At 71.6% G+C, this 22,735-nt stretch carries 13 protein-coding genes and 1 tRNA gene; 6 read left to right on the top strand and 8 right to left on the bottom strand.

Annotated features, from left to right (window positions below; genetic code table 11):
• Nucleotides 1-19 precede the first annotated feature (19 nt).
• Nucleotides 20-9,367: a type I polyketide synthase gene (locus BQ9890_RS00845; protein ID WP_075892497.1), complete on the top strand. Its 9,348-nt coding sequence runs from the start codon at nt 20-22 to the stop codon at nt 9,365-9,367.
• 159 nt (nt 9,368-9,526) lie between these two features.
• Complete coding sequence (locus tag BQ9890_RS00850) at nt 9,527-10,261, top strand: holo-ACP synthase (RefSeq protein WP_075888614.1); 735 nt, start codon at nt 9,527-9,529, stop codon at nt 10,259-10,261.
• Here BQ9890_RS00850 and BQ9890_RS00855 read toward each other — a convergent pair.
• Nucleotides 10,252-10,932: a single-stranded DNA-binding protein gene (locus BQ9890_RS00855; RefSeq protein ID WP_075888616.1), complete on the bottom strand. Its 681-nt coding sequence runs from the start codon at nt 10,930-10,932 to the stop codon at nt 10,252-10,254. The two genes, BQ9890_RS00850 and BQ9890_RS00855, sit on opposite strands and share 10 nt — an antisense overlap.
• A gap of 211 nt (nt 10,933-11,143) precedes the next feature.
• Here BQ9890_RS00855 and BQ9890_RS00860 point away from each other — a divergent pair, with 211 nt between their 5' ends.
• Nucleotides 11,144-11,710 (top strand): GNAT family N-acetyltransferase, encoded by a 567-nt coding sequence (locus BQ9890_RS00860; RefSeq protein ID WP_075888618.1) that lies wholly within the window; start codon nt 11,144-11,146, stop codon nt 11,708-11,710.
• Here BQ9890_RS00860 and BQ9890_RS00865 read toward each other — a convergent pair.
• Both BQ9890_RS00865 and BQ9890_RS00870 read right to left on the bottom strand, forming a co-directional pair.
• On the bottom strand, nt 11,631-12,143 hold the full coding sequence (locus BQ9890_RS00865; protein WP_230297755.1) for a sulfite exporter TauE/SafE family protein: 513 nt from the start codon (nt 12,141-12,143) through the stop codon (nt 11,631-11,633). The two genes, BQ9890_RS00860 and BQ9890_RS00865, sit on opposite strands and share 80 nt — an antisense overlap.
• Nucleotides 12,144-12,416: 273 nt before the next feature.
• Entirely contained in the window at nt 12,417-12,902 is a 486-nt protein-coding gene (locus BQ9890_RS00870) for a hypothetical protein (RefSeq protein WP_075888620.1), read from the bottom strand.
• Between the two features lie 214 nt (nt 12,903-13,116).
• Here BQ9890_RS00870 and BQ9890_RS00875 point away from each other — a divergent pair, with 214 nt between their 5' ends.
• Nucleotides 13,117-14,844: an HNH endonuclease signature motif containing protein gene (locus tag BQ9890_RS00875; protein WP_075888622.1), complete on the top strand. Its 1,728-nt coding sequence runs from the start codon at nt 13,117-13,119 to the stop codon at nt 14,842-14,844.
• Between the two features lie 208 nt (nt 14,845-15,052).
• Here the strand turns inward: BQ9890_RS00875 and BQ9890_RS00880 are convergent, their stop codons facing one another.
• The gene (locus tag BQ9890_RS00880) at nt 15,053-15,376 is read right to left on the bottom strand and encodes a cupin domain-containing protein (protein ID WP_143226190.1); all 324 of its coding nucleotides are present in this window, start codon (nt 15,374-15,376) and stop codon (nt 15,053-15,055) included.
• A gap of 165 nt (nt 15,377-15,541) precedes the next feature.
• Nucleotides 15,542-16,219 (bottom strand): oligoribonuclease, encoded by a 678-nt coding sequence (gene orn / locus BQ9890_RS00885; RefSeq protein WP_268258636.1) that lies wholly within the window; start codon nt 16,217-16,219, stop codon nt 15,542-15,544.
• Between the two features lie 94 nt (nt 16,220-16,313).
• Between orn and ilvA the strand changes: the two genes are divergently transcribed.
• On the top strand, nt 16,314-17,702 hold the full coding sequence (ilvA, locus tag BQ9890_RS00890) for a threonine ammonia-lyase IlvA (RefSeq protein WP_078062134.1): 1,389 nt from the start codon (nt 16,314-16,316) through the stop codon (nt 17,700-17,702).
• A gap of 64 nt (nt 17,703-17,766) precedes the next feature.
• Here ilvA and BQ9890_RS00895 read toward each other — a convergent pair whose 3' ends face one another.
• The 3 genes from BQ9890_RS00895 to BQ9890_RS00905 form a co-directional block, all read right to left on the bottom strand.
• Nucleotides 17,767-18,189 carry a winged helix-turn-helix domain-containing protein gene (locus tag BQ9890_RS00895; RefSeq protein ID WP_075888626.1) on the bottom strand — a complete coding sequence of 141 codons (423 nt, stop codon included), beginning with the start codon at nt 18,187-18,189 and terminating at the stop codon, nt 17,767-17,769.
• Nucleotides 18,190-18,691: 502 nt separating this feature from the next.
• The gene (gene metE, locus BQ9890_RS00900; protein ID WP_075888628.1) at nt 18,692-21,022 is read right to left on the bottom strand and encodes a 5-methyltetrahydropteroyltriglutamate--homocysteine S-methyltransferase; all 2,331 of its coding nucleotides are present in this window, start codon (nt 21,020-21,022) and stop codon (nt 18,692-18,694) included.
• A 92-nt stretch (nt 21,023-21,114) separates the two neighbouring features.
• On the bottom strand, nt 21,115-22,047 hold the full coding sequence (locus BQ9890_RS00905; RefSeq protein WP_075888630.1) for a methylenetetrahydrofolate reductase: 933 nt from the start codon (nt 22,045-22,047) through the stop codon (nt 21,115-21,117).
• Between the two features lie 526 nt (nt 22,048-22,573).
• Between BQ9890_RS00905 and BQ9890_RS00910 the strand changes: the two genes are divergently transcribed.
• Nucleotides 22,574-22,646, top strand: a tRNA-Arg gene (locus BQ9890_RS00910).
• The last annotated feature ends 89 nt before the right edge of the window (nt 22,647-22,735 follow it).

A 22,735-nucleotide genomic window follows, 5' to 3' on the forward strand; every position in this document is an offset into this window, starting at 1 on the left:
GCAGAAACGAGCCCCTTCCATGACCACCTCCCCCGCGTTCCTCACCGAGCTGGCACACACCCCCTACGCACTGCTCTTCGCCGGGCAGGCGACACCGTGGCGGGCCTCCCTCGACGAGGCCGCCACCGACGCGACCCTCGCCTCCCCCCTGGCGGCAGCACTGGCTGCGTCGGACCGACTGCTCTCACCGGTGCGCATGGAGCTGGCCACCCTCGGTGTGGCCTCCCTGGACCTGGGCCTGCCCGGGGCCGAGGACGCCACCGCCGGTCCCGGCGCAGCTCCTGAGGAGGACTTCCCCCGCCACCGCAGTGCCGACACGGCCAGCGACCGCTCGCCGGCCCACTCGGTGCCCGGCATCCTCCTGGCCCAGTACGCGACCCTCCTGTCCCTGGCGCTGGACGGCCTCGACACCCGTACCCACGCCCCCGTCGCCGTGGAGGGACACTCCCAGGGTGTGCTCGGCGTCGACCTCCAGCGGGTGTGGCAGGCGGGGGACGGCGCCGGCATCGACGCCGTCGTCGCGCTGGCACGCCTCATCGGGGCGGCCACCACGCGCGAGACGCGCCGCCTCGGGATCCACCCGGTCGGTGGGGCCACCGCCATGGTCTCCGTGCGGCGCCTGCCCGAGGAGATCCTCCGCGCGGTCGTGGAGGGCCACGACGGACTGTCCCACCCCGTCTCCATCGGGGTGCGCAATGACCGCCAGACCCACGTCGTCTCCGGCTTCCCCGAGGACCTGGCACTGGTCGTGGCCGCGATCGAGGAGGTCGCCACACGCGACCGGGCCGACCATGCCGCCCACCGTCGTGGTGGCGCACCCCTGTCCCCCGTGTGCGAGTTCCTCCCCGTCGACGCCCCCTTCCACTCCGAGCTGCTGGAGGGCGCCGTCTCCCGGACCCTCTCCTGGGCGCAGGCCTGCAGCCTCGACGTCACCTGGGCGGAACGCCTGGCCCGCGGGGTCCTCACCGACCAGGTGGACTGGCCCGCCCAGGTCCGCGACGCCGTCTCACACGGCGCCCACTGGCTCATCGACGTCGGCCCCGGCTCGACCCTGACCCGCATGACGCGCCTCGTCCTGGAGGGCAGCGGTGTCGGCGTCACCTCGGCGGGCACCCAGGAGGACCGGGACCGGCTCTCGACCCCCGGATTCCGTCCCCCCGCCCCCTCCGACTGGACGGGCCTGGCACCCCACCTGATCACCCTGCCCGACGGCTCGACCGTGGTCGACACGGCCTTCTCCCGCCTCACCGGACGTTCCCCCGTGCTCCTGGCGGGCATGACCCCCACCACCGTGGACCCCGAGATCGTGGCAGCCGCCGCCAATGCCGGCCACTGGTCCGAGCTGGCCGGTGGCGGGCAGGTCACCGAGGAGGTCTACGCGGGCAACCTCGCGGGCCTGCGCGACATGCTGGAACCGGGTCGCACCGCCGAGTTCAACTCCATGTTCATGGACCGCTACCTGTGGAACCTCCAGTTCGGGGTCCAGCGCATCGTCCCGCGCTCGCGGGCCTCCGGTGCGCCCCTGGACGGCGTGGTCGTCTCCGCGGGCATCCCCGACCTGGACGAGGCCGGGGACCTCATCGCACAGCTGCAGGCGGACGGTTTCCCCTACGTGGCCTTCAAGCCCGGTACCGTCGACCAGATCCTGCGCACCGTGGACATCGCGCGCTCGGTGCCCGACACCTCCGTGATCATCCACGTCGAGGACGGCCACTCCGGTGGTCACCACTCCTGGGAGGTGCTCGACGAGCTCCTCCTGGCGACCTATGCCACGGTGCGTGCCACGCCCAACATGGTCCTGTGCGTCGGAGGTGGCATCGGCACGCCCGAGCGCGCAGCCGACTACCTCTCGGGTGAGTGGTCCCTGCGCCACGACCGCCCCGCCATGCCCGTCGACGGCGTCCTGGTGGGCACCGCCGCCATGACGGTGAAGGAGGCCCGCACCACCCCTGAGGTCAAGCAGGTCCTGGTCGGAACCCCCGGCGTGGGCGTCGATGACCGGGGCGGCTGGATCGCCCCGGGCACGACACGTGGCGGGGTGACGTCGGGACTGTCCCACCTGCGTGCCGACATGCACGAGGTCGACAACTCCGCAGCAGCCGCAGCTCGCCTCATCGCCGAGATCGGGGGCGACGCCGCCGCCGTGCGCGCCCGCAGGGTCGAGATCATCGAGGCCCTCTCCCGGACCTCCAAGCCCTACTTCGGCGACCTCGAGTCCATGACCTACGCCCAGTGGGTGCGCCACTTCGCCGAGCTGTCCCACCCCTGGGTGGACCCGACCTGGACCATGCGCTACCAGGACCTGCTCCAGCGCGTCGAGGCACGCCTGTCCCCGGTGGACCACGGCGACGTCCCCACCCTCTTCCCCGATCTCGCCGACGTCGAGGACGCCCCCGCAGCCGCTGAGCGCCTCATCGCCGCCTATCCGGGCGCGGAGACCACCGAGGTCACCCCCATCGACGCCGCCTGGTTCCCGACCCTGTGCCGTTCCTACCCCAAGCCCATGCCCTTCGTGCCGGTGCTGGACGACGACCTGCTGCGCTGGTGGGGCCAGGACGGGCTCTGGCAGGCACAGGACGCCCGCTATCCCGCCGACTCGGTGCGCATCATCCCCGGACCGGTGTCCGTGGCCGGCATCGACCGGGTCGACGAGCCCGTCGGTGAGCTGCTCGGTCGCTTCGAGCGCGCCGCGGTGGAGCGCCTGGAGCGGGCAGGGACGCCCTCGTCACCCGCCTTCTCGCGCCTGGGCAACGACCAGCCTGCCGCCTCGGTGGAGGAGTTCCTGCGCACGGTGCCCCACGTCATGTGGACGGGACACCTCATCACGAACCCCGCTGCGATCCTCCCGCGTGAGCGCGTGGAGGTCCTCGACCATGCCGGGGAGGACGGCACGCCCGGCGCTGACCTGGTCATCCATCTCGACACCCTCTGGGACGACGACTCCGCAGGAGGCTCGAACCACGCGGTGCGCCGACTCGTCTTCCCGCTCTCCCTGCCGGCGAGCACCTCGGGCGGCGCGGTCCCCGTCATCGACGAGGCCCGCCTGCCCGAGCACATGTACGCCCTGCTCGCCGGGACCGCCGGCGTCGGGTCCACCAGTGTCAACGGAGACCGCATCGAGGCCCTGCCGACCATGGTCGCCTCCGAGGACTCCGAGTTCGGTGAGGCCCACTACGTCTTCACCCTCGCCGACCACCTGGGCACGGACCACGCCGGGGTCACCGCGGACGCGCTGCCCACCGACCTGGCCCCCGCCGACTGGGTGCCCGACGCCCTGCTGGGTCCGGCCTGGCCCGCGATCTACGCAGCACTCGGCTCCGCCGTCCACGACGACTACCCCGTCATCGAGGGCCTGCTCAATGCCGTCCACCTCGACCACGTCATCGAACTCGCCGAGACGCCCCAGGTCCTGCTGGCGCGCGGTGTCCACGAGATCGAGGTCGTCTCCCGAGTGGCCGAGGTGGCGGAGTCCTCCTCGGGACGCATCGTCACCGTGGCGCTGGGCCTGTTCGCCGGTGGGGAACAGGTGGGCTCCACGCAGGAACGTTTCGCGATCCGCGGCCGCGCCACCGGGGACACCCCGCCCGTCGAGCCGCCGGTCGCCGGTGGGGCACCGCGCGAGGTGCGCGACACGCCGCGATCCCTGCTGCGCCGAGTGCGGGTCACCGCCCCCCACGACATGACGCCCTTCGCGATCGTGTCGGGGGACTTCAACCCGATCCACACCTCCACCGCCGCAGCGAAGGTGGCCGGGATGGAGGCTCCCCTCGTGCACGGCATGTGGCTCTCGGCCACGGCCCAGCACGTGGTGTGCGCCTCGCTGGAGGGTGAGCGCCACCCGGTGCTGCGCGGGTGGACCTACAACATGTTCGGCACCGTCGACCTGGACGACGAGGTGGAGATCAGCGTCGAACGCGTCGGCCGGGTGGCCGGCGGCGGACTGGCCCTGGAGGTCACCTGCCGCGTCGACCACGAGATCGTCTCGCGGGCGACCGCCACGACACTGCCCCCGCGCACGGCCTACGTGTACCCCGGCCAGGGCATCCAGGCCAGGGGAATGGGTCTGGACGAGCGGGCCAAGTCCCCGGCCGTGGACGACATCTGGGCACGGGCGGACCGCCACACCCGGGACGCCCTCGGATTCTCGATCCTCGCGATCGTGCGCGACAACCCGGTGGAGATCACCGCGCGTGGCGTCACCTACCGCCATCCCGAGGGAGTCCTCAACCTCACCCAGTTCACCCAGGTGGCACTGGCCACCCTGGCCTTCGCCCAGACCGAGCGTCTGCGTGAGGCAGGTGCCGCCGTGGACGGAGCCTGCTTCGCGGGGCACTCCCTGGGAGAGTACGACGCCCTGTCGGCGTACGCCCAGGTGTTCCCCCTGGAAACCGTCATCGAGCTGGTCTTCCACAGGGGTCGCACGATGCACGGCCTGGTGGAACGTGACTCCGAGGGCCGCTCGAACTACCGCATGGGTGCCCTGCGCCCCAACCAGTTCGGCGTCGGTGACGCCGAGGTCGTCGACTACGTCGCCGGAGTGGCGCGCGAGTCCGGGGAGTTCCTGGAGATCGTCAACTTCAACCTCGCGGGACAGCAGTACGCGGTGGCCGGGACCATCGCCGGGCTCGACGCCCTGGCGGCCGACGCGCGGGAGCGTGCCGAGGCGGCCGGGGGACGCAACCCCTTCATGTTCGTCCCCGGCATCGACGTGCCCTTCCACTCCACCGTGCTGCGCCGGGGTGTGCCCGAGTTCCGCGAGAAGCTCGAGGAGCGCGTCCCCCACGACATCGACCCGGCCACGATGGTCGGGCGCTACGTGCCCAACCTGGTGGCACGCCCCTTCGAGCTCAGCCGTGACTTCGTCCGCGCGGTCCTCGACGTGGTGCCCTCCGAGGCGCTGGAACCCCTGGCCACGTCCGACGAGGCCTGGGAGGCAGCTGCGGCGAACCCCTCGGAGCTCACGCGGTTGCTCCTGATCGAGCTGCTCTCCTGGCAGTTCGCCTCCCCGGTCCGGTGGATCGAGACCCAGGCCGTGCTCCTCTCCGCCCCCGAGCAGGGCGGTGTGGCGGTCGAGGAGATCGTCGAGGTGGGCCTCGGTGCTGCCCCGACGCTCGCGAACCTGGCGGACCGCACGCTGCGCCAGCCGACCTTCGCGGGCAGGCACGTCACCGTGCGCAATGTCCAACGAGACGAGGCACGCGTCTACCACACGGACGTCGCCGTGGCCGAGTCCCCCGAGGACGAGGAGCAGGTCGCCGAACCAGCCACCACGGAGACTCCTGCCCCGGCCGCCGCACCGACTCCCGCCACTGTGACACCCGCAGCGGCACCCGCCTCCGCGCCCGCCGGACCGGTCGGATCGGGCCCCTCGGGTGCCGACGTCGCCGACCTGCCCTTCCACGCCTCCGACGCGATCCACGTCCTCCTGGCCCACGCAGCCCGCGTACGGCCCGACCAGGTCCTGGACCGTGACACCACGGAGTCACTGACCAACGGCGTCTCCTCACGCCGCAACCAGCTGCTCATGGATCTCTCCGCCGAGCTCAACCTGGCCTCGATCGACGGCGCGGCGGAGGCGGACGTCGCCACGCTCAGCCAGACCGTGGACCGCCTGGCCCACAACTACCAGCCCTTCGGACCGGTGCTGGGCGAGGCCATCCGCGAGCGCACGCGGAAACTCTTCGGAGCGCTCGGCGTCAAGGCCTCCCACATCACCGAACGGGTCACGGGTACGTGGCAACTGGGAGCCGGTTGGGCCGCCCACGTCACCGGCGAGATCCTCCTGGGCACCCGCGAGGGATCCTCCACCCGCGAGGGCGACCTCGCGACGCTGGGTTCGGAGGCTCCGTCCTCCGCGGCCGGCGTGGACTCCCTGATCGACGCGGCCGTCCAGGCCGTCGCCGCAGCCCACGGCACCCAGGTGTCCCTCCCCTCCGCGGGAGGGGGCACCGCAGGTGGCGGGGTCGTGGACTCCGCAGCCCTGGATGCCTTCGCTGAGACGGTGACCGGATCCGACGGGGTGCTGGCCACCGCGGCACGCCAGGTCCTGCACCAGTTGGGTCTGGACGCGCCCGCCGTGCCCTCGGACACGGACGACGACGGGAGCGCCCTCGTCGACGCCGTTGCGGCGGAGCTGGGGCAGGGCTGGCAGGACCTGGTCGCCCCACACTTCGACGCACACCGCGCAGTGCTCATCGACGACCGGTGGGCGAGTGCGCGCGAGGACCTGGCGCGCCTCTGGGTCGGGGAGGAGGTGGCGGACACGGCCGTCTTCACCGGGGCCGGTCGCGCCGTGGCGGACCAGGCCCAGTGGTGGGCGACCCGCGCCAGGCTCGAGGGTCTGGAGGACCTGGAGGCACGGTTCTCCGACATCGCGCACGAGGCCGGGCGCACTCCCGACACCGCGGACCCCGCCGGGCGATGGGCCCGCGAGGTCGCGGTGGTGACGGGCATGACGCCGGACTCCATCGCGGGAGGTGTCGTGGCCGGACTCCTGGCAGGGGGTGCGACCGTGGTCGCGACCGCCTCGAAGGTGGACGCACGTCGTCTGGCATTCGCCAAGCAGCTCTACCGCGACCATGCGGCACCGGGCGCCCGACTGTGGCTGCTGCCGGCGAACCTGTCGAGCTACCGTGACGTCGACGCCCTGGTCGACTGGGTGGGCAGCACCCAGACGAAGACCGTGGGGGGCTCGGCCGTGGAGGTCAAGCCCGCGCTGGTCCCCACCCTGTTCTTCCCCTTCGCGGCCCCTCGCGTGTCGGGCACTCTGGCCGATGCGGGGCCGGCCCCGGAGAACCAGTTCCGACTGCTCCTGTGGAGCGTGGAGCGCACCATCGCCGGACTCGCCGCCATCGGCTCGGACACGGCAGTGGACCACCGCCTCCACGTCGTCCTTCCGGGCTCCCCGAACCGGGGGATGTTCGGCGGAGACGGGGCATACGCGGAGGCGAAGTCCTCCTTCGACGCGATCACGACCCGGTGGCGGGCCGAGCACGTGTGGTCCGACCGTGTCTCCCTGGCCCACCCGCGCATCGGGTGGGTGCGTGGCACGGGGCTGATGGGGGGCAACGATCCCCTGGTCGGCGCCGTGGAGCGTGCCGGGGTGCACACCTGGTCGACCGGCGAGATGGCCGGGAAGCTCCTGGAGCTGTGCACGCCCGAGGTGCGGGCGAGCGCGGCGCAGGCGCCGGTGGAGGCCGACCTCACGGGCGGACTGGGCGGCGAGCTGGACCTGCGGGCCCTGCGCGCGGAAGCCCAGGCGGAGGCGGAGGCCACCGTCGCGGAGGCCACCGCCGGGGAGAGCGCCCCGCCGGCGGTCGTCTCCGCCCTGCCCTCCCCCACCCGCACCCGGGTGCACCACGTCGATCCCGCGCAGTGGGGACCCGTGCACGCCGACCTGCACGACACGGTCGTCATCGTCGGACTCGGCGAGGTCGGCCCCTGGGGCTCCTCCCGCACCCGACTGGAGGCCGAGCTCGGCATCCACTCCGACGGCACGGTGGACCTCACCCCTGCCGGCGTCCTGGAGCTGGCGTGGATGACGGGCCTGCTGACCTGGCGTGACTCGCCGGTCGGTGGCTGGTACGACACCGATGACCAGCTGGTCGAGGAGTCGGCGATCTTCGAACGCTACCGCGACGAGGTCGTGGCACGCTCGGGCATCCGTTCCTTCACCGATGACGGTCCCCTCCACGACGGGTACAGCCCGGAGGCGGCTTCGGTCTTCCTCGACCGGGACATCACCTTCCCGGTGGAGAGCGAGGTGGAGGCACGCAGCCACCTGGATGCCGATCCCCGCTTCACCCGGATCGACCGCGACCCGGCCACGGGCGAGTGGACCGTCACCCGTCTCAAGGGCGGGGAGGCCCGCGTTCCCAGGCGCGCGACACTGACCCGACGCGTCGGCGGACAGTTCCCCACGGACTTCGATCCCTCGCGCTGGGGGATCCCGGCCTCGATGATCGACTCCATCGACCGGATCGCCGTGTGGAACCTCGTCACCGCGGTCGACGCCTTCGTGTCGGCGGGCTTCACGCCCGCGGAGCTCCTGGCGGCGGTGCACCCCTCCGAGGTGGCCTCCACCCAGGGCACGGGCTTCGGCGGGATGACCTCCATGCGCAAGTTGTTCGTGGACCGGTTCCTGGGTGAGGACTACCCGCAGGACATCCTGCAGGAGACCCTGCCCAATGTGGTCGCCGCCCACACGATGCAGTCCTACATCGGGGGCTACGGGTCGATGATCAACCCCGTGGGCGCCTGCGCGACCGCGGCCGTGTCGATCGAGGAGAGCCTGGACAAGATCGCCTGCCACAAGGCGGACTTCGTGGTGGCCGGTGCCACCGATGACATCCAGGTGGAGTCGATCGAGGGCTTCGGGTCGATGAACGCCACTGCGGCCACCGACGCGATGCTGGAGCAGGGAATCCCGGAGCGCTTCTTCTCGCGGGCCAACGACCGTCGACGCGGAGGATTCGTCGAGTCCCAGGGTGGTGGCACCGTGCTGCTGACCCGGGCGGACATCGCGAAGTCCATGGGCCTGCCGGTGCTCGGCGTCGTGGCCTTCGCCGAGACCCACGCCGACGGGGCCCACACCTCCATCCCGGCGCCCGGCATCGGTGCGCTCGCCTGCGCCCGTGGGGGGAAGGACTCGACGCTCGCACGGCGCCTGGCGCAGCTGGGCGTGGCCATCGACGACGTGTCGGTGGTGTCGAAGCACGACACCTCCACGAACGCCAATGACCCCAACGAGTCCGACCTGCACACACGTCTCGGCCGCGCGCTGGGGCGGAGTGAGGGCAACCCGCTGTTCGTCATCTCCCAGAAGTCGCTGACGGGGCACGCGAAGGGCGGTGCCTGTGTCTTCCAGGTCGCCGGCATCACGCAGCTCTTCCAGACCGGTGTGGTCCCGGCCAACGCCTCCCTGGACTGCGTGGACGAGGAGATGGCCGTCAATCCGGGCCTGGTGTGGGTCCGCTCCCCGCTGGACCTGGGCTCGCGTGGCCCGATCCGGGCGGCGGTGGCCACCTCGTTGGGCTTCGGCCACGTCTCGTCCCTGGTGGCAGTGGTCCACCCCGGTGCCTTCGAGGCGCTGGTGGTGGCCGCCGCCGACGACCCGGAGCAGGGGCTGGCGGACCTGGCCGCGTGGCGCGAGCGGTCGGACGAACGCCTGCGTGCGGGCACCCGCCACCGCGAGTCGGGCATGCTGGGTCATGCCCCGCTCTTCGAGCCCGTCGAGTCGCGGCGTCTGCCCGCGGAGTCCGAGGGTGTGGACCCCCACGAGGTCGAGGCCGCGATCCTGCTGGATCCGCAGGCACGACTGGGGGCCGACGGCTTCTACGCCGTGCCGAGCGGTCAGGTGGCGGAATGACGTGATCGGAGGCGCACGGGAGCCAAGGGGCGGGGGGTCGTTTCCCCGGGGCGCAGGGTCGCCTCCCCGGGGCGCCCGGCCCCGGCACCGGCACCGGCTCCACCGGATCCGCGGGGACCGCCCGGGACCGGCGCGGCGCGGTCCTGGGATGATGCCGGGATGATCCTCGGCATCGGAGTCGACCTGGTGGCCCTGCCTGCTCTCGCCGAGCAGGTGGGGCTGCCGGGCTCGACCTTCGTCACCTCGGTGCTCACGGCGCGCGAGCGTCGCGTGGTGGAGTCCCGTGCCCGCGCCGAGGGCGGGGGCCCCGGTGACCCCACGGCCCTGGCTCCCCACGTCGGCGCACGCTGGGCCGCGAAGGAGGCCTTCGTCAAGGCCTGGTCCGCGGCCCTGGCGGGCACCCCACCCCCGATCACCCCCGAGGACCTCGTGTGGTCGGAGATCGAGGTCGTCCAGGACCACTGGGGCCGACCCTCCCTGGTCCTGCACGGGCGCGTCGCCCGGGAGGTGGCACGCACCCTGGGTGAGGGTGACCGGGGTGGGGGCATCCCTCGGGACGCCGCCCGCGGCACCACCGGACCCGGCACCACCACGGACGTGCGCTGGCACGTCTCCCTCTCCCACGACGGTGACTTCGCCGTGGCAGCCGTGGTCCTCGAACGCGCCTCCACCGCCGACACCACCGCTGTCATCGGCACCGGCACCGGCACCGATGACGCCACCGCGACGGCCGAGTTCCTCGCCACCTCCATGGCCGGGAAGCTCGCCGGACCGCCACCCGCAGGCTCCGTCCCTCTCCCCGTGAGTGGGCCGCACCGTGGGGCTCCCGGCGTCAATCCTGCGGATCCGGGGCCGGACGGGAGCCCCGGGGAGCGCAGTGTCGCTCAGGCGTAGACCGAGCGTTCCTCCTCCTCGTCTGACACCCCGCTCGCACTTCCGGGTGCCTCCACGTCGTCATTGAGCACACCGTCCGGACCGACCCCGCTGTGGTCGCCCTCGTCGGCCCCGTCCTGTCCCCAGCTCGACTGCCGCGCGGGGAGGCCACTGTCGGGACCCTCCAGACCCGGTCCGACACCCTCGTCGTCCCCGGAACTCACCACGGGAGCGCTCCCGGCGTCGGGGGCGACGCCCTCTCCCGCAGGTGTCGCACCCTCGGAGCCGGGGTCCTGGGCAACCGGGTCGGTGGGACGCGTGCTCGAGAGTGCGCCGGTCCGTGCGAACCGGGTCTGGCCCAGGTTCAAGTCGTGTCCGATGCTCTGCGCGGTGATGACCAGTTCGCCACGGGCCTCCCCGTGTTCGTCCTTCCAGGCGTTGACGGTGGGGCGCCCGACCACGATGACCGGGTCACCCTTGGCGAGTGAGGCCAGTGCGTTCTGGGCCAGCCGGTCCCAGGCCCGCACGGTGTACCACTGCGCGTCACGCTCCTCGAACGTCCCGTTGTCGCGGATCCGGTACTGCGAGACCGCGAGGCGGAATCGGACGATGACCTGACGGTTGCGCGTGTCGAACCTCCTCAGGTCGGTGCCGATCCGGCCCCTCAGGGTGATGCTGGTGTTGCCCGTCATGGTGTCCTCCTTGCTCGGCCGACGGATGTCGGTGCGCACAGGGTTGCCCTCGTGCTGCGGTCACGCCACCGGCAGTGATCGCGACTGTGGACAGAGCGGAGGAGACTTCCCCAGCTGTGGACAACTCACCGGCGGAGGATGGGGACGTGGAGAGCGGATAGCATTCCCACAGATGGCCCCGGCCCGCCCGTCACCTCCAGGAGGAGTCCCCATGCCCGAATTGCGCCGACGCTCCCCCGCCGATGCGGACGCGGTCGTGGGTTGGGTGGTGGACGCGGATGCCCTCTACCTCTTCACGGGGGCGCAGGTGCGCTGGCCCCTGCGCGTCGACGACCTCCTCGCCATGGACGACGTCCCCGGCTTCGGGGCGTGGGTCCTGGTCGACGAGGTCGGCATGCCTCCCCTCGGTCACGTCGACCTCACGATGGTCGGCACCACCGTCAAGCTGGGGCGCGTCATCATCGACCCGCACAGACGCGGCGAGGGGCTGGCGCATGTGTTGATCGACCGGGCGCTCCTGCAGGCCGGACGTCAGGGTGCCACCCGCGTCCGCCTCAACGTCATCCGCGGGAACGAACCTGCGCTGCGCACCTACCGTCGAGCAGGCTTCAGGGAAGCCGTCGCCTCTCCCCGCGTGGACGTCATCCCCATGGAACTCCAGCTGCGAGCCGTGAGCACCGCAGAACTCCATCCTGCGCTCAGCGGTTCACCCACAGCCAGACGGCCAGTCCGACCCCGGCGACGACCACCGTCCTGCGCAGCGCCGCCTCGGGGATGACCTTCTGGACAGCCGGGCCCAGGTAGCCGCCCACGGCGCAGCCGAGTCCCAGTGCCAGGGCAGCCCACCAGCCCACCGGGGTGGTGAGGACGAAGAACACGGCGGCTGCGAGGTTGGAGACGGCCAGGAGGATCGACTTCACGAGGACGGATGAGGTGAAGTCCGCGCCCGACAGGAGCACGGCGACCGCCAGGTGGATCACGCCGGCACCCGCCCCGAAGTAGCCCCCGTAGACGCAGGTCAGCAGTAGCGCCAGCAGGAAGACGGGGCGAGGGACCGCCCCGGGAGCAGTGAGACCGTGCAGGTGCGGACTCACCAACAGCAGGAGCGCCGCCGCCAGGACCATCCACGGCACGACCGAGGAGAAGCTCGACTTCCCGGTCTCCACCAGCAGCCACCCGCCCGCCAGTCCACCGACCAGGGCGACTCCCACCTCGACCAGGGTCGCGCGCCGCCCGCGGGCGAGGAACTCCCTGCCGGACGGGCGGTCGTGCCCAGTCCCGAGCCGACCAGCGCGAGCGTGTTGGTGACATTGGCCGTCACCGGTGGCAGTCCGACAGCCAGCAGAGCCGGATAGCTGACCAGGGAGGCAAGACCTGCGAGGTAGCCGACCAGCCCGGCAGCGACCCCCACGAGGACGAGGACCAGGAAGAGGACGGGAGTGATCCGCCCAGCGTAGGCCGGATGCCCGGCCCACCCCCGGTGCTCAGTGTCCCGCCGAGATGCGCAGGTGGAGCAGGCGGAGGGGCAGGAGCCCCCACAGCATGGCGGCGAACACGAGCGGCATCCAACCATCGAGGTCGGCGTGGGTGGGATCCCCCGCAGCGAGCGTGGCCCGAGTGGTCAGCACGAGCACCACGCTCGGCACGCAGGCGAGCGCACCTCCCGCGAGCAGGAGCGCCGCGGTGGGGACGAGCGTGCCCCTCGGCGTCCTGAGGACGCCAACCGTACCCATCAGAGCGCCGACGACGGCGGGGATCAGTGAAGAGACGACGTTCCCACGGCCGGTCATGAAACCGTTCGGGTCCACACCCTGCCCCCAGTGGGTGGCGACGACAGCTGGGAGACGCTCAGCCATGACCACCACGTACGCGCCCAGTATGAGGACGGGGATCCAGAGCACGACCAGCGCAGCTGCCTTGCGCGCAGCCGTCGCCTCCGTGACAGTGCGCTGACTGACCCCGCCATCCATGTGATCGGCTCCCCCGGCCCGAACTCCCTGACCATCCCATGCTCCCACGGGGTGGGCACGCCGTGTGGGCGACCGGTGCCGAACGTGTGTCCGGCTGGCGGAGGCGGCGTGGAGTTGCCCAGCCCGGGTCCGTTGTCCACAGGACAGGTCCCTCCTCCCCAACCTGGGCGGAACTCTCAGCGCAGATGCACATGGTGCTTGTCACACTGGGGGCATGAGCAAACAGCTGGGGTCACAGAGCGAGGGCGGCAGCCCCGCGGGGGCGGTGGATGCCCTCGTGGGGGTCCGAGCCCTGGACCTGGCCGGCCTCGACGATGGCGCTCTCATCGACCTCCTGCGCGGAGCAGAGGAGGCGGGTCGCGTGGTCGATGCCGCCCGTGTGTTGCTCGCGGGCGAGGTCGCGCGCCGCTCGCGCGCCTCGCTGGGGGCCGAGCGCCTGTGTGCCCGGTACGGGTGCCGAAACGCTGCGGAGCTCATCACGCGCATCACCCACGTCTCCCGTGGCACAGCCGCGGAGCGGATCCGACTGGCGGAGCCACTGATGCCGTCCTGGTCCTTGTCGGGAGAGTCCGTACCTGCCCTGTTCCCCCACGTGGCGCAGGCCCTGGAACGTGGCGAGTTGGGACTCGACGCCACACGCGCAGTCACCCGGTCGCTGACCCCGCCCCTGTCCCACGGGGCGGACCCGCGGCTGGTGGCGGTGGCCGAGGGAGAACTCGTCGCCGCTGCCTCCATCGCCCCCGACGGGGTCGACCCGGCCCTCGATCCGGAGCGCTCAGGAGAGACCGACGACAGCGGGACCACCAACGTGGGGAGCAGCGCTTCACCCGGCGGGGGCGCACGGGCCGATGACGTGGCCGTCATGGCTCAGGTGTGGCAGGCATTCCTGGACCCTGATGGCGCTGCTCCCGATGAGGACCTGGCCCTGCGGCGGCGGGGCATCACCCTGGGGCGCCAGTACAGGGGGACCGTGAGTGTGAGAGGTGAACTCCTCCCGGAGGTCGCAGCCCAACTCCAGCGTCTCTTCGACGCCTACCTCAACCCTCGCGTCGACGCCGCCCCGCCGGACTCCACCACTCCGCACGGCATCGGGGTGTGCGGCACGGATGACGCCTCCGCGGCTGCGAGGGATCCTGGAGCCGGCACAGCGCCCCGGCGGGCGGATACCCCCCTGGACCGCTTGGGACGGACCCAGGCCCAACGCCGCCACGACGCCCTCGCCGGGATTCTCACGGTCGCTGCCGCGCACGAGGACGCACCCCGTCTGGGCGGGGCAGCTCCCACCCTCGTCATCACGGTGGATGCGGAGGAGCTCAACGACCCCCGGGGCGCGGCCTTCATCCAGGGTGGCAGCCCGCTGGACACGCTCGTCGGCACGGGCGTGGCCCGGCACGTCTCCTGCTCGGGGGCCACCCAGGTCCTCATCCTCGACGAGGAGGGCCGCATCCGGGGTCTCTCCTCCCCCCATCGCGTATTCACCTCCCACCAGAGGCGGGCCATCACCCTCCGCGACGGGGCGTGTGTGATCCCCGGATGCGATGTGCCCGCCACCTGGTGCGAGATCCACCATGTGCTCCCCCATCACGAGGGCGGGCCCACCCACACCGACAACGGGGTCCTCCTGTGCTGGTACCACCACCGCACCCTCGATGAGGCCGGATGGCAGATCACCATGGACCGTGGTGTCCCGCAGGTGACGGCACCGCCCTGGATCGACCCCGAGGGCCGCCCTCGCCTGGCCCCCGGGTCCCGGCACCGCCAGTGGCGACGACACCGCGGGGAACGTTCCGGTGTGCGCCCCGACCACGGTCCCCCTGCCGGGCACTCACGGCACCGGCAGCCCACCACGCCCCATGCCGGAACGCATGTCGGAACCGGTGGCGGCAGCGGGGCAGGTGGCAACGAGGGCGAGCCCTTCCAACCCGGCCCGGGCGCCCCCTGAAACAACCGCGTCCGTACACACGATCACCGGCAGATGTGCCGGTAGCAGTTCGGGGACGACGAATCCATCCGTGTCTCACCAGCGGAGAAGGGCCGCCGCGCCCTGCCCTCGTGCCTGCGCCGGACCAGGCGGCCACCCCGGATCACCCCGGATCACGGCGGATCACGCCGGATCATGCGCCGATTCTGGACCACGCACCGGTACTGGGTCAGTCGGCCACGCTCGACTGGACGATCAGGACCGTCATCCGCTCGACCGCCCGACTGGAGTGGCGCTCCCCGCGCTCCCAGACAGCGGCCCGCCCGGGCGTGATCTCCTGCTCCACGCCGTCCTCACCGGAGACCAGTCCCCGTCCCGCGACGACCGCGAACACCTGCCGCTGGCCCGCGCGATGTGTCGGGAGGGCAGATCCGGCCTCCAGCACCGCCAGGTCCACGCGGAAGCGCGCAGGCTCCATGTTCTCGGCAATGTGGGACATCGCCACTCCCTCGACACCACCCAGGTCGACCGATGGGCACTCGATGAGCTGCATGACCACAAGCCTACCCACCGGCGTCACCCGCCCATCTGGGCCGGCGCATCACGGTCACCGGGATGGGAACGGACCACTCACCTGGGCATCACGCACCTACGCACACGCACGAGGGCGGGTGCCCGGACTCCCGGACACCCGCCCCACGAGAGATGCGTCAACGGATCACTCGGAAGCTGTCACACCTGCGGCAGCGCCCTCGGCAACAGCCTCGTCCGTGCCGACGGCCGTGATGCGCTCGGCCAGCACCTCGTCGCGCACGCGACGTGCGTCCGCCCTCGTCGGTCCGGGTTCGGCGGGGAAGAGGACGCGGCGGTAGTACTCCAGCTCCTGGATGGACTCCAGGATGTCGGCGAGTGCGCGGTGACCACCGTGCTTGACCGGGGCCTCCTCGAAGGTCGGGCGGTACCAGCGCCGCGCGAGTTCCTTGACGGAGGAGACGTCGATGAGCCGGTAGTGCAGGTGGTCGATGACCTCGGGCATGTTGGCCACGAGGAACGCCTTGTCGGTGCCCACCGAATTGCCGGCCAGCAGCGCCTTGCCCTGCTCGGGTACGAAACGCTTGATGTAGTCGAGCACCTGACGCTGCGCCTCGTCCATGGTCAGGCCGCCGGGCAGCTCGTCGAGCAGTCCGGACCTGGTGTGCATCTCGCGCACGAAGTCCCCCATGTGGTCCAGTGCTGCCTGGGGCGGGGTGATGAGGACGTCGATGCCGGGATCGACGATGCGGAGGTCGCCGTCGGTGACCACCACCGACACTTCGATCAGCGCGTCCTCCGCCACGTCCAGGCCGGTCATCTCACAGTCGATCCACACCAGTGGATTCTTCAAGTTCTTGCTCACGGCCCCAGTGTAGTGCGGTGGTCGCAGGGGCCCGCCCGGGTCGTGCCCCACTAGACTGACCGCCAGCCGCACCATCCTCCAGGAGGCCCCGCGCATGTCCACCAGCCAGGCCGCTCCCCTGTCGGCCACTCCCCCGCCGAACACATCTCCCAAGCCCCCCACGGCCGGGTCCCACACGGACGGATCCCCCACGACGGCACCAGGCTCGGCCGGAGCCTCCGCATCGCTGCCGGTGACCACCTCCGACGTCGAGGTCGCCGCCCGCGCCCTGCGCGGAGTCGTGCGCCGTACCGCGCTGGAGCGTTCCGTGCGCCTCTCGGACCAGCTTCGCCGGGACGTGTACCTCAAGCGCGAGGACCTCCAGAAGTGCCGCTCGTTCAAGGTGCGTGGTGCCTACGCGCGCATGTCGATGCTCACCCCCGCCGAGCGCGAGCGCGGCGTCGTGTGCGCCTCTGCCGGCAACCACGCCCAGGGAGTGGCCTATGCGTGCTCCCACCTGGAGGTGCGCGGGACGATCTACCTGCCGTCCAACACCCCTCGACAGAAGCGCCAGCGCATCGAGGCCATCGGCGGAGCGTGGGTCGAGCAGGTCATCGTGGACGGCACATTCGACCGTGCGAACTCCCTGGCCCAAGAGGCGGCGCGGGCCTCGGGGCGCGTCTACGTCCACCCCTACGACGACCCGATGACCATCGCCGGCCAGGGGACCATCGCCGTGGAGCTCGCCGAGCAGATGCCCCCCGACACCTCCTGCGTGCTCGTGCCCGTGGGCGGTGGCGGACTGCTGGCCGGCATCCTCACCTGGCTCAGGCACGCGCGACCCGAGATCCGGGTGATCGGGGTGGAGCCCGTCGGCGCCGCCTGCATGCAGGCCGCCCTGGAGGCCGGCCACCCGGTGGGACTCGACCGGGTCGACTCCTTCGTGGACGGCACCGCGGTGGGGCGCGCCGGCGACCTGGCCTTCGAGGTGGTGCGCGAACTGGTGGACGACATCGTGACCGTGCCCGAGGGCGCGGTGTGCACAGAGATGCTCGACCTCTACCAGTCCGACGGGGTCATCGCCGAGCCCGCCGGGGCACTCGCCTCCACAGCCGCCCGGCAGCTCTTCGGCGGGGACGGTGACGAGGGCGGCCCCGGAGCCGTCGTCTGCCTCGTGTCAGGTGGTAACAACGACCTGACCAGGTATGCCGAGGTGATGGAACGATCCCTGCGCCACGAGGGGTTGCGGCACTACTTCCTGGTGACCTTCCCCCAGCAGCCGGGAGCACTGCGGATGTTCCTCGGCGAGGTGCTCGGCCCCGGCGACGACATCGTGCATTTCGAGTACACGAAGAAGAACAACCGTGACACCGGGCCGGCCCTGGTGGGAATCGACCTCTCCCACCGCGAGGACATCGACGGGCTCCGCCGCCGGATGGAGTCCTCTCCCCTGCACGTCGAGGAGATCGGGACGGACTCCGAGCTGTTCCGGCTGTTGGTCTGAGGCGTCCGGTCCCCACTCAGCATGGGCAACAGGTACGTGTTGCCGTGTCCCGGATGGATCTTGCTCAGGCGGCCAGGGCGTGGCGCCGCGTCTGGAGGACGCGCACACCGGGGGTGGAGTTGAACCGGTACCCCTCGCCGCGCACCGTCGAGATCAGGTCTGCGACCTCCAGCTTGCGACGCAGGCGACGGATGTGGGCGTCGACGGTCCGGGACTCGGCGTCGAGGCCCCGGTTCGACCACACCGTCTCGAAGAGCTCGTCACGGGTGACGGTGCGGTCCGAGTTGCGGGTCAGGTGTGCCAGCAGTTCGAACTCCTGGCGGGTCAGGTCGACCTTGCGCTGCTGGATGCGGACGGTGCGCTGGTCGACGTCGATGACGACGTTCTGGCCGAGCGTCAGGTTGTCCAGGACGTCCAGGAAGTCCTCGAAGGAGGAGGAGGCGGTGGAGGTCTGCGCGGGACGGGCGGGCGTGTACACGAGTGCCATGTGAGTATCCGACTTTTTGGTGCCGCACTCCCACGCTCAGGGTGGGGTCAAGGGGCGGCAGGTGATTGACTGGGTTGGAGGCGTCAATCACCGACACATTCGCGCACAGGTGCCACCCATGAGGGGGCTCGTCTGCTGCGGGAATGTGCTCACGAACCCAATGCTGCTCGTCAGGGCACCGGGGGTCAATGCAGTGTCCACATTCTGGGCGAATGTGAACGCGGAGCTCGCAGGGACGCCGTGGGGGTCCGGGAGTCCCGGTGCCCGGGAGCCGTCGGTCCCTCAGCACCGCACCCCGCGATGTCCCCCGGGCCCGACGGCACGGACCGACGGCCCGGACCGACAGCCCGGCCGCCCGGTGGCACTGCCGCCCCGGCGGCCCGGCGCGGCGTCACTGACGGCGTGCGGGCCACGACCTCGTGCGGGCGCGCCCTCCACGCATGACAGGGGCCCGACCACCGTTCCCGGGCGGTCGGGCCCCATCACGGGCGCTGCTCCACACTCAGCTCACGGGCGTGGGCTCCTGCAGGCGGGCGCGGACGTCACCGGCAGCCTGGACCAGGTTGCGCAGGGTGGCCACCGTCTCGGGGTAGTCGCGTGTCTTGAGGCCGCAGTCAGGGTTCACCCACAGGTGACGGGGATCGATGGACCGCGTCGCCTCGGTGATCAGCTCCTCCAGCTCCTCCACCGACGGCACGCGCGGGGAATGGATGTCCCACACGCCCGGCCCCACACCCCGCTCGAAACCGTGCGCCCTGAGCTCGGGCAGGACCTCCATGCGGGAGCGCGCCGCCTCGATTGAGGTGACGTCCGCGTCGAGTGCGTCGATCGCATCGATGATCTGGCCGAACTCCGAGTAGCACAGATGGGTGTGGATCTGTGTCGTCGGCAGGACGCCGGAGGTGGCGGCCCGGAAGGCGCCCACTGACCACGCCAGGTACTCCTCGTGGCGGGAGGCGTCCAGGGGCAGCAGCTCACGCAGGGCGGGTTCGTCGACCTGGATGACGGCCGTGCCCGCCGCCTCCAGGTCACTGACCTCGTCACGCAGGGCCAGCGCGATCTGGTCGGCCACCTGCCCCAGGGGCACGTCGTTGCGCACGAAGGACCACGCGATGATCGTGACCGGCCCCGTGAGCATGCCCTTGACGGGGCGCGGGGTCAGGGACTGGGCGTAGGTCGTCCAGGGGACGGTGAGCTCCCGGGAGCGCGTGACGTCGCCCCACAGGATCGAGGGCCGGGTGCAGCGCGACCCGTAGGACTGGACCCAGCCGTTGCGTGTCACCGCGAAGCCGTCCAGCAGCTCCGCGAAGTACTGCACCATGTCATTGCGCTCGGGCTCACCGTGGACCAGGACGTCCAGGCCGATCTCCTCCTGCAGGCTGATCACACTGGCGATCTCCTGCTGCATGCGCGCCGTGTACCCGGCGTCATCCAGCTCCCCGCGGTTGTGGGCAGCTCGGGCACGTCGGATGTCAGGGGTCTGGGGGAAGGACCCGATGGTCGTCGTGGGCAGCTCCGGCAGACCCAGGCGCGCGGTCTGTGCGGCTTCGCGCACCGCGTACCCGACACGGGTGCGGTCGGCCTGCGTGAGTCCCGCGACCCGGTCGCGCACCTGTGCCACGGACACCCCCGGGGCCACGGCGCGCGCCGCCAGGGCGTCGCGGGCGGCGGCGACCTCGCGGTCGATGCCCGGCCACCCGCCGTCGACCCCCTTCGCCAGCGTCACGACCTCCGAGACCTTCTGGTCGGCGAAGGCGAGCCACTCGTGCAGGGCTGCGTCCAGGGCCGGGTCCTCCCATTTCTCCAGGGCGGTGTCATGGGGCACGTGCTGCAGTGAGGTGGAGGTGGCCACGGCGAGACCGGCGGGCTCCAGCTCGCGCAGGGAGTCGAGCACCCCCACCACCGCTCCCAGGTCCGCCCGCCAGATGTTTCGACCCTCGACTGCCCCGGCGACCAGCACCGTCCCCGACAGGTCGACGTCCCCCGGCTCGGGTGCGCCACCACGGACCAGGTCCAGGTGCACGGCCTCCACACCGGAGGCAACCAGCGCCCCCAGTGCCGCGCGTCCGTCCCCGAAGGGCGTCGTGACGAGGAGTGCGGGCCGTTCCTCCCGGGCGGCCAGCGCGGTGTGGGCGCGGGACGCCGCCTCGATCAGTGCCGCGCGCGCCTCGGGCAGGTTGTCACTGACCAACGCGGGTTCGTCGAGCTGCACCCAGGGGGCTCCCGCTGCCGCCAGCTCTGCGAGGACCTGGGCGTAGACGTCCACGACCTCGTCCAGGCGCGACAGCGGCGACCACCCCTCGGGGGCGTCCTCCGACGGTTTGGCCAGGGCCAGCCAGGTGACCGGACCGACGAGCACGGGTCGCACGGTCACACCCCAGCCGCGAGCCTCGGTGAAGCGCTCGACGACGGTCCGGTCCGCGAGCGTCAGCGGGGTGTCCGGCCCGATCTCGGGGACCAAGTAGTGGTAGTTGGTGTCGAACCACTTCGTCATCTCCAGCGGCGGCACCGCTGCGTCACCGCGGGCCAGGGCGAAGTAGAGGTCGAGACCCTCACGCCCGGCGAAGCGGTCGGGAACGGCCCCCAACAGGGTGGTCGCGTCGAGCACCTGGTCGTAGAGGGAGGCGGCCTCGGGAATGGAGGCGTCCTCGCTTCCCAGGCCCAGCTCGATGAGGCGTTCGTGGGTGGAGTGGCGCAGGTCGCGCTCGGTGGCGGCCAGTGCAGCGGCGTCGGAGCGTCCGGCCCATAAGGACTCGACGGCCTTCTTGAGCTCGCGGTTCCGACCGATCCTGGGGTAGCCGAGGATCGTGGCAGTGGGGAAGCTGGCGGTCATGGTGGGTCCTCCGGGGGTGGGGTTCGGTGCGGAAGTGTGGATGGGTGCCGGGAAGGGGGCAGGGGAACAGGGACGAGGGCGACACCGCGCCCTCAGGTCACGGGATCGAGAAGTCCGGCCTCCTGGAGCAGGTCGAGGGCGGGGGCGGAGCGGTTGAACGTGTAGAGGTGCACGCCCGGGGCACCCGCAGCGAGGACCTCCCGCGCGATGCGGGCGCCCTCGTGGATCCCGAAACGGTGACGCAGCACCGGATCGTCCTGGGCGGAGAGCCCGTCGAGGATCCCCCGGGGGGCCTCGATGCCGGTGAGGTCCGTGACCCGCCGGAGCCGCGCCGGGTCCGTGGGGGGCAGCAGCCCGGCGAGCACCGGCATGGTGATGCCGCACGCCCGGGCGCGCTCGACGAAGGAGACATAGGTGTCCGCGTCCCAGAAGAGCTGGGTGATCGCGAAGTCGGCTCCCGCTGCCTGTTTGACCAGGAGGCGCTCGACCTCCTGTTCGGGGGTGGTGCCAGCCGCGGGGTTCCCACCCGGGAAGGCGGCAACGGCAATGGTCAGCGGTTTGAAGGCCGCTCGCAGGGCTGCACCCGGGTGCGCCTCGCAACGCCGTGTCTCCAGGGCACGGATCAGGGTGACCAGCTGGGTCGCGGAGGAGACACCTCCGGGCGCAGGTGTCCAGCTGGGGTCCTCCGCGGGCGGGTCCCCCCGGAGGGCCAGGAAGGTCCGCACCCCGGTGTCCAGGTAGTCGGTGACGACCTGGGAGACCTCGGCGACGGAGTTGCCCACGCAGGTCAGGTGGGCGATCGGCTGCACCGGTGTGTCACGTACCAGACGGTCCACGACGCTGCGCGCACTGCTGCGGTCCTGGCCGGCGGCGCCGTAGGTCACCGAGACGAAGTCGGGGTGGGCGCCGATCAGGGCGTCCACGGTTGCCCAGAAGCGCGGGGCGAGATGGGGGCGCCGCGGGGGCATCACCTCGAAGGAGAGTGTGACGGCACCACGGTCGTGGGAACAGTTGGGGTCGCTCATCGCAGACCCGCCCGGGTGCGGGAGGGGCACGGGAGGAGGGCGCGCAGGACGCGCGGGGCGGCATGTGGGGACGTGCAGGTGGTCATGGGACATCCGATGGTGCGGGCCGCGGACACAGTCGGTGGGTCGCGGCAGTGACGGTCAGGTCGGGGATTGTCTCAGTTGCACATTCGCGCACGCGTGCCGCCGCCGGAGCGGGAGATGGGCAGCGCGCGGTTGGTCATGAGCGACAGGGTCTCAGCGAAACCCCTGTCCGTCGACACCTGTCCGCATTCCGGGACAGTGTGAACGCACCCGGTCCCGGCTCGCCGTGTGGGCAGTGCGGATCGCGTGCCCACCCCACCAGCGCCGATGCGGGGGACCACGGACGGGGTGTCCCCGCGGTGCGCGTCGCACGCCGAGCGTGGACCTGTGCGCCGACTGGTCTGCGGCGGCCGGGGAACGCTCAGCGGCAGTCGCAGGTCCCGGGGAGTTCTCGCTCCGCGTCGCGGGCGATATCCTTGTCCGGTGCCCGTGAGGGCACGCCGCCTCCGTAGCTCAATGGATAGAGCACCGGCCTTCTAATCCGACGGTTGCAGGTTCGAGTCCTGTCGGGGGCACTCACGGCCCGTGGGTTGCAGCAGATCGGCAGGGCTGACGCCAAGCACTCGGGCGACCGCTTCGAGGTCGTCGAGTTGCCACGCCCGCT

The sequence above is a fragment of the Actinomyces provencensis genome (genome assembly GCF_900155435.1).
GTDB classification, from domain to species: Bacteria; Actinomycetota; Actinomycetes; order Actinomycetales; family Actinomycetaceae; genus Pauljensenia; species Pauljensenia provencensis.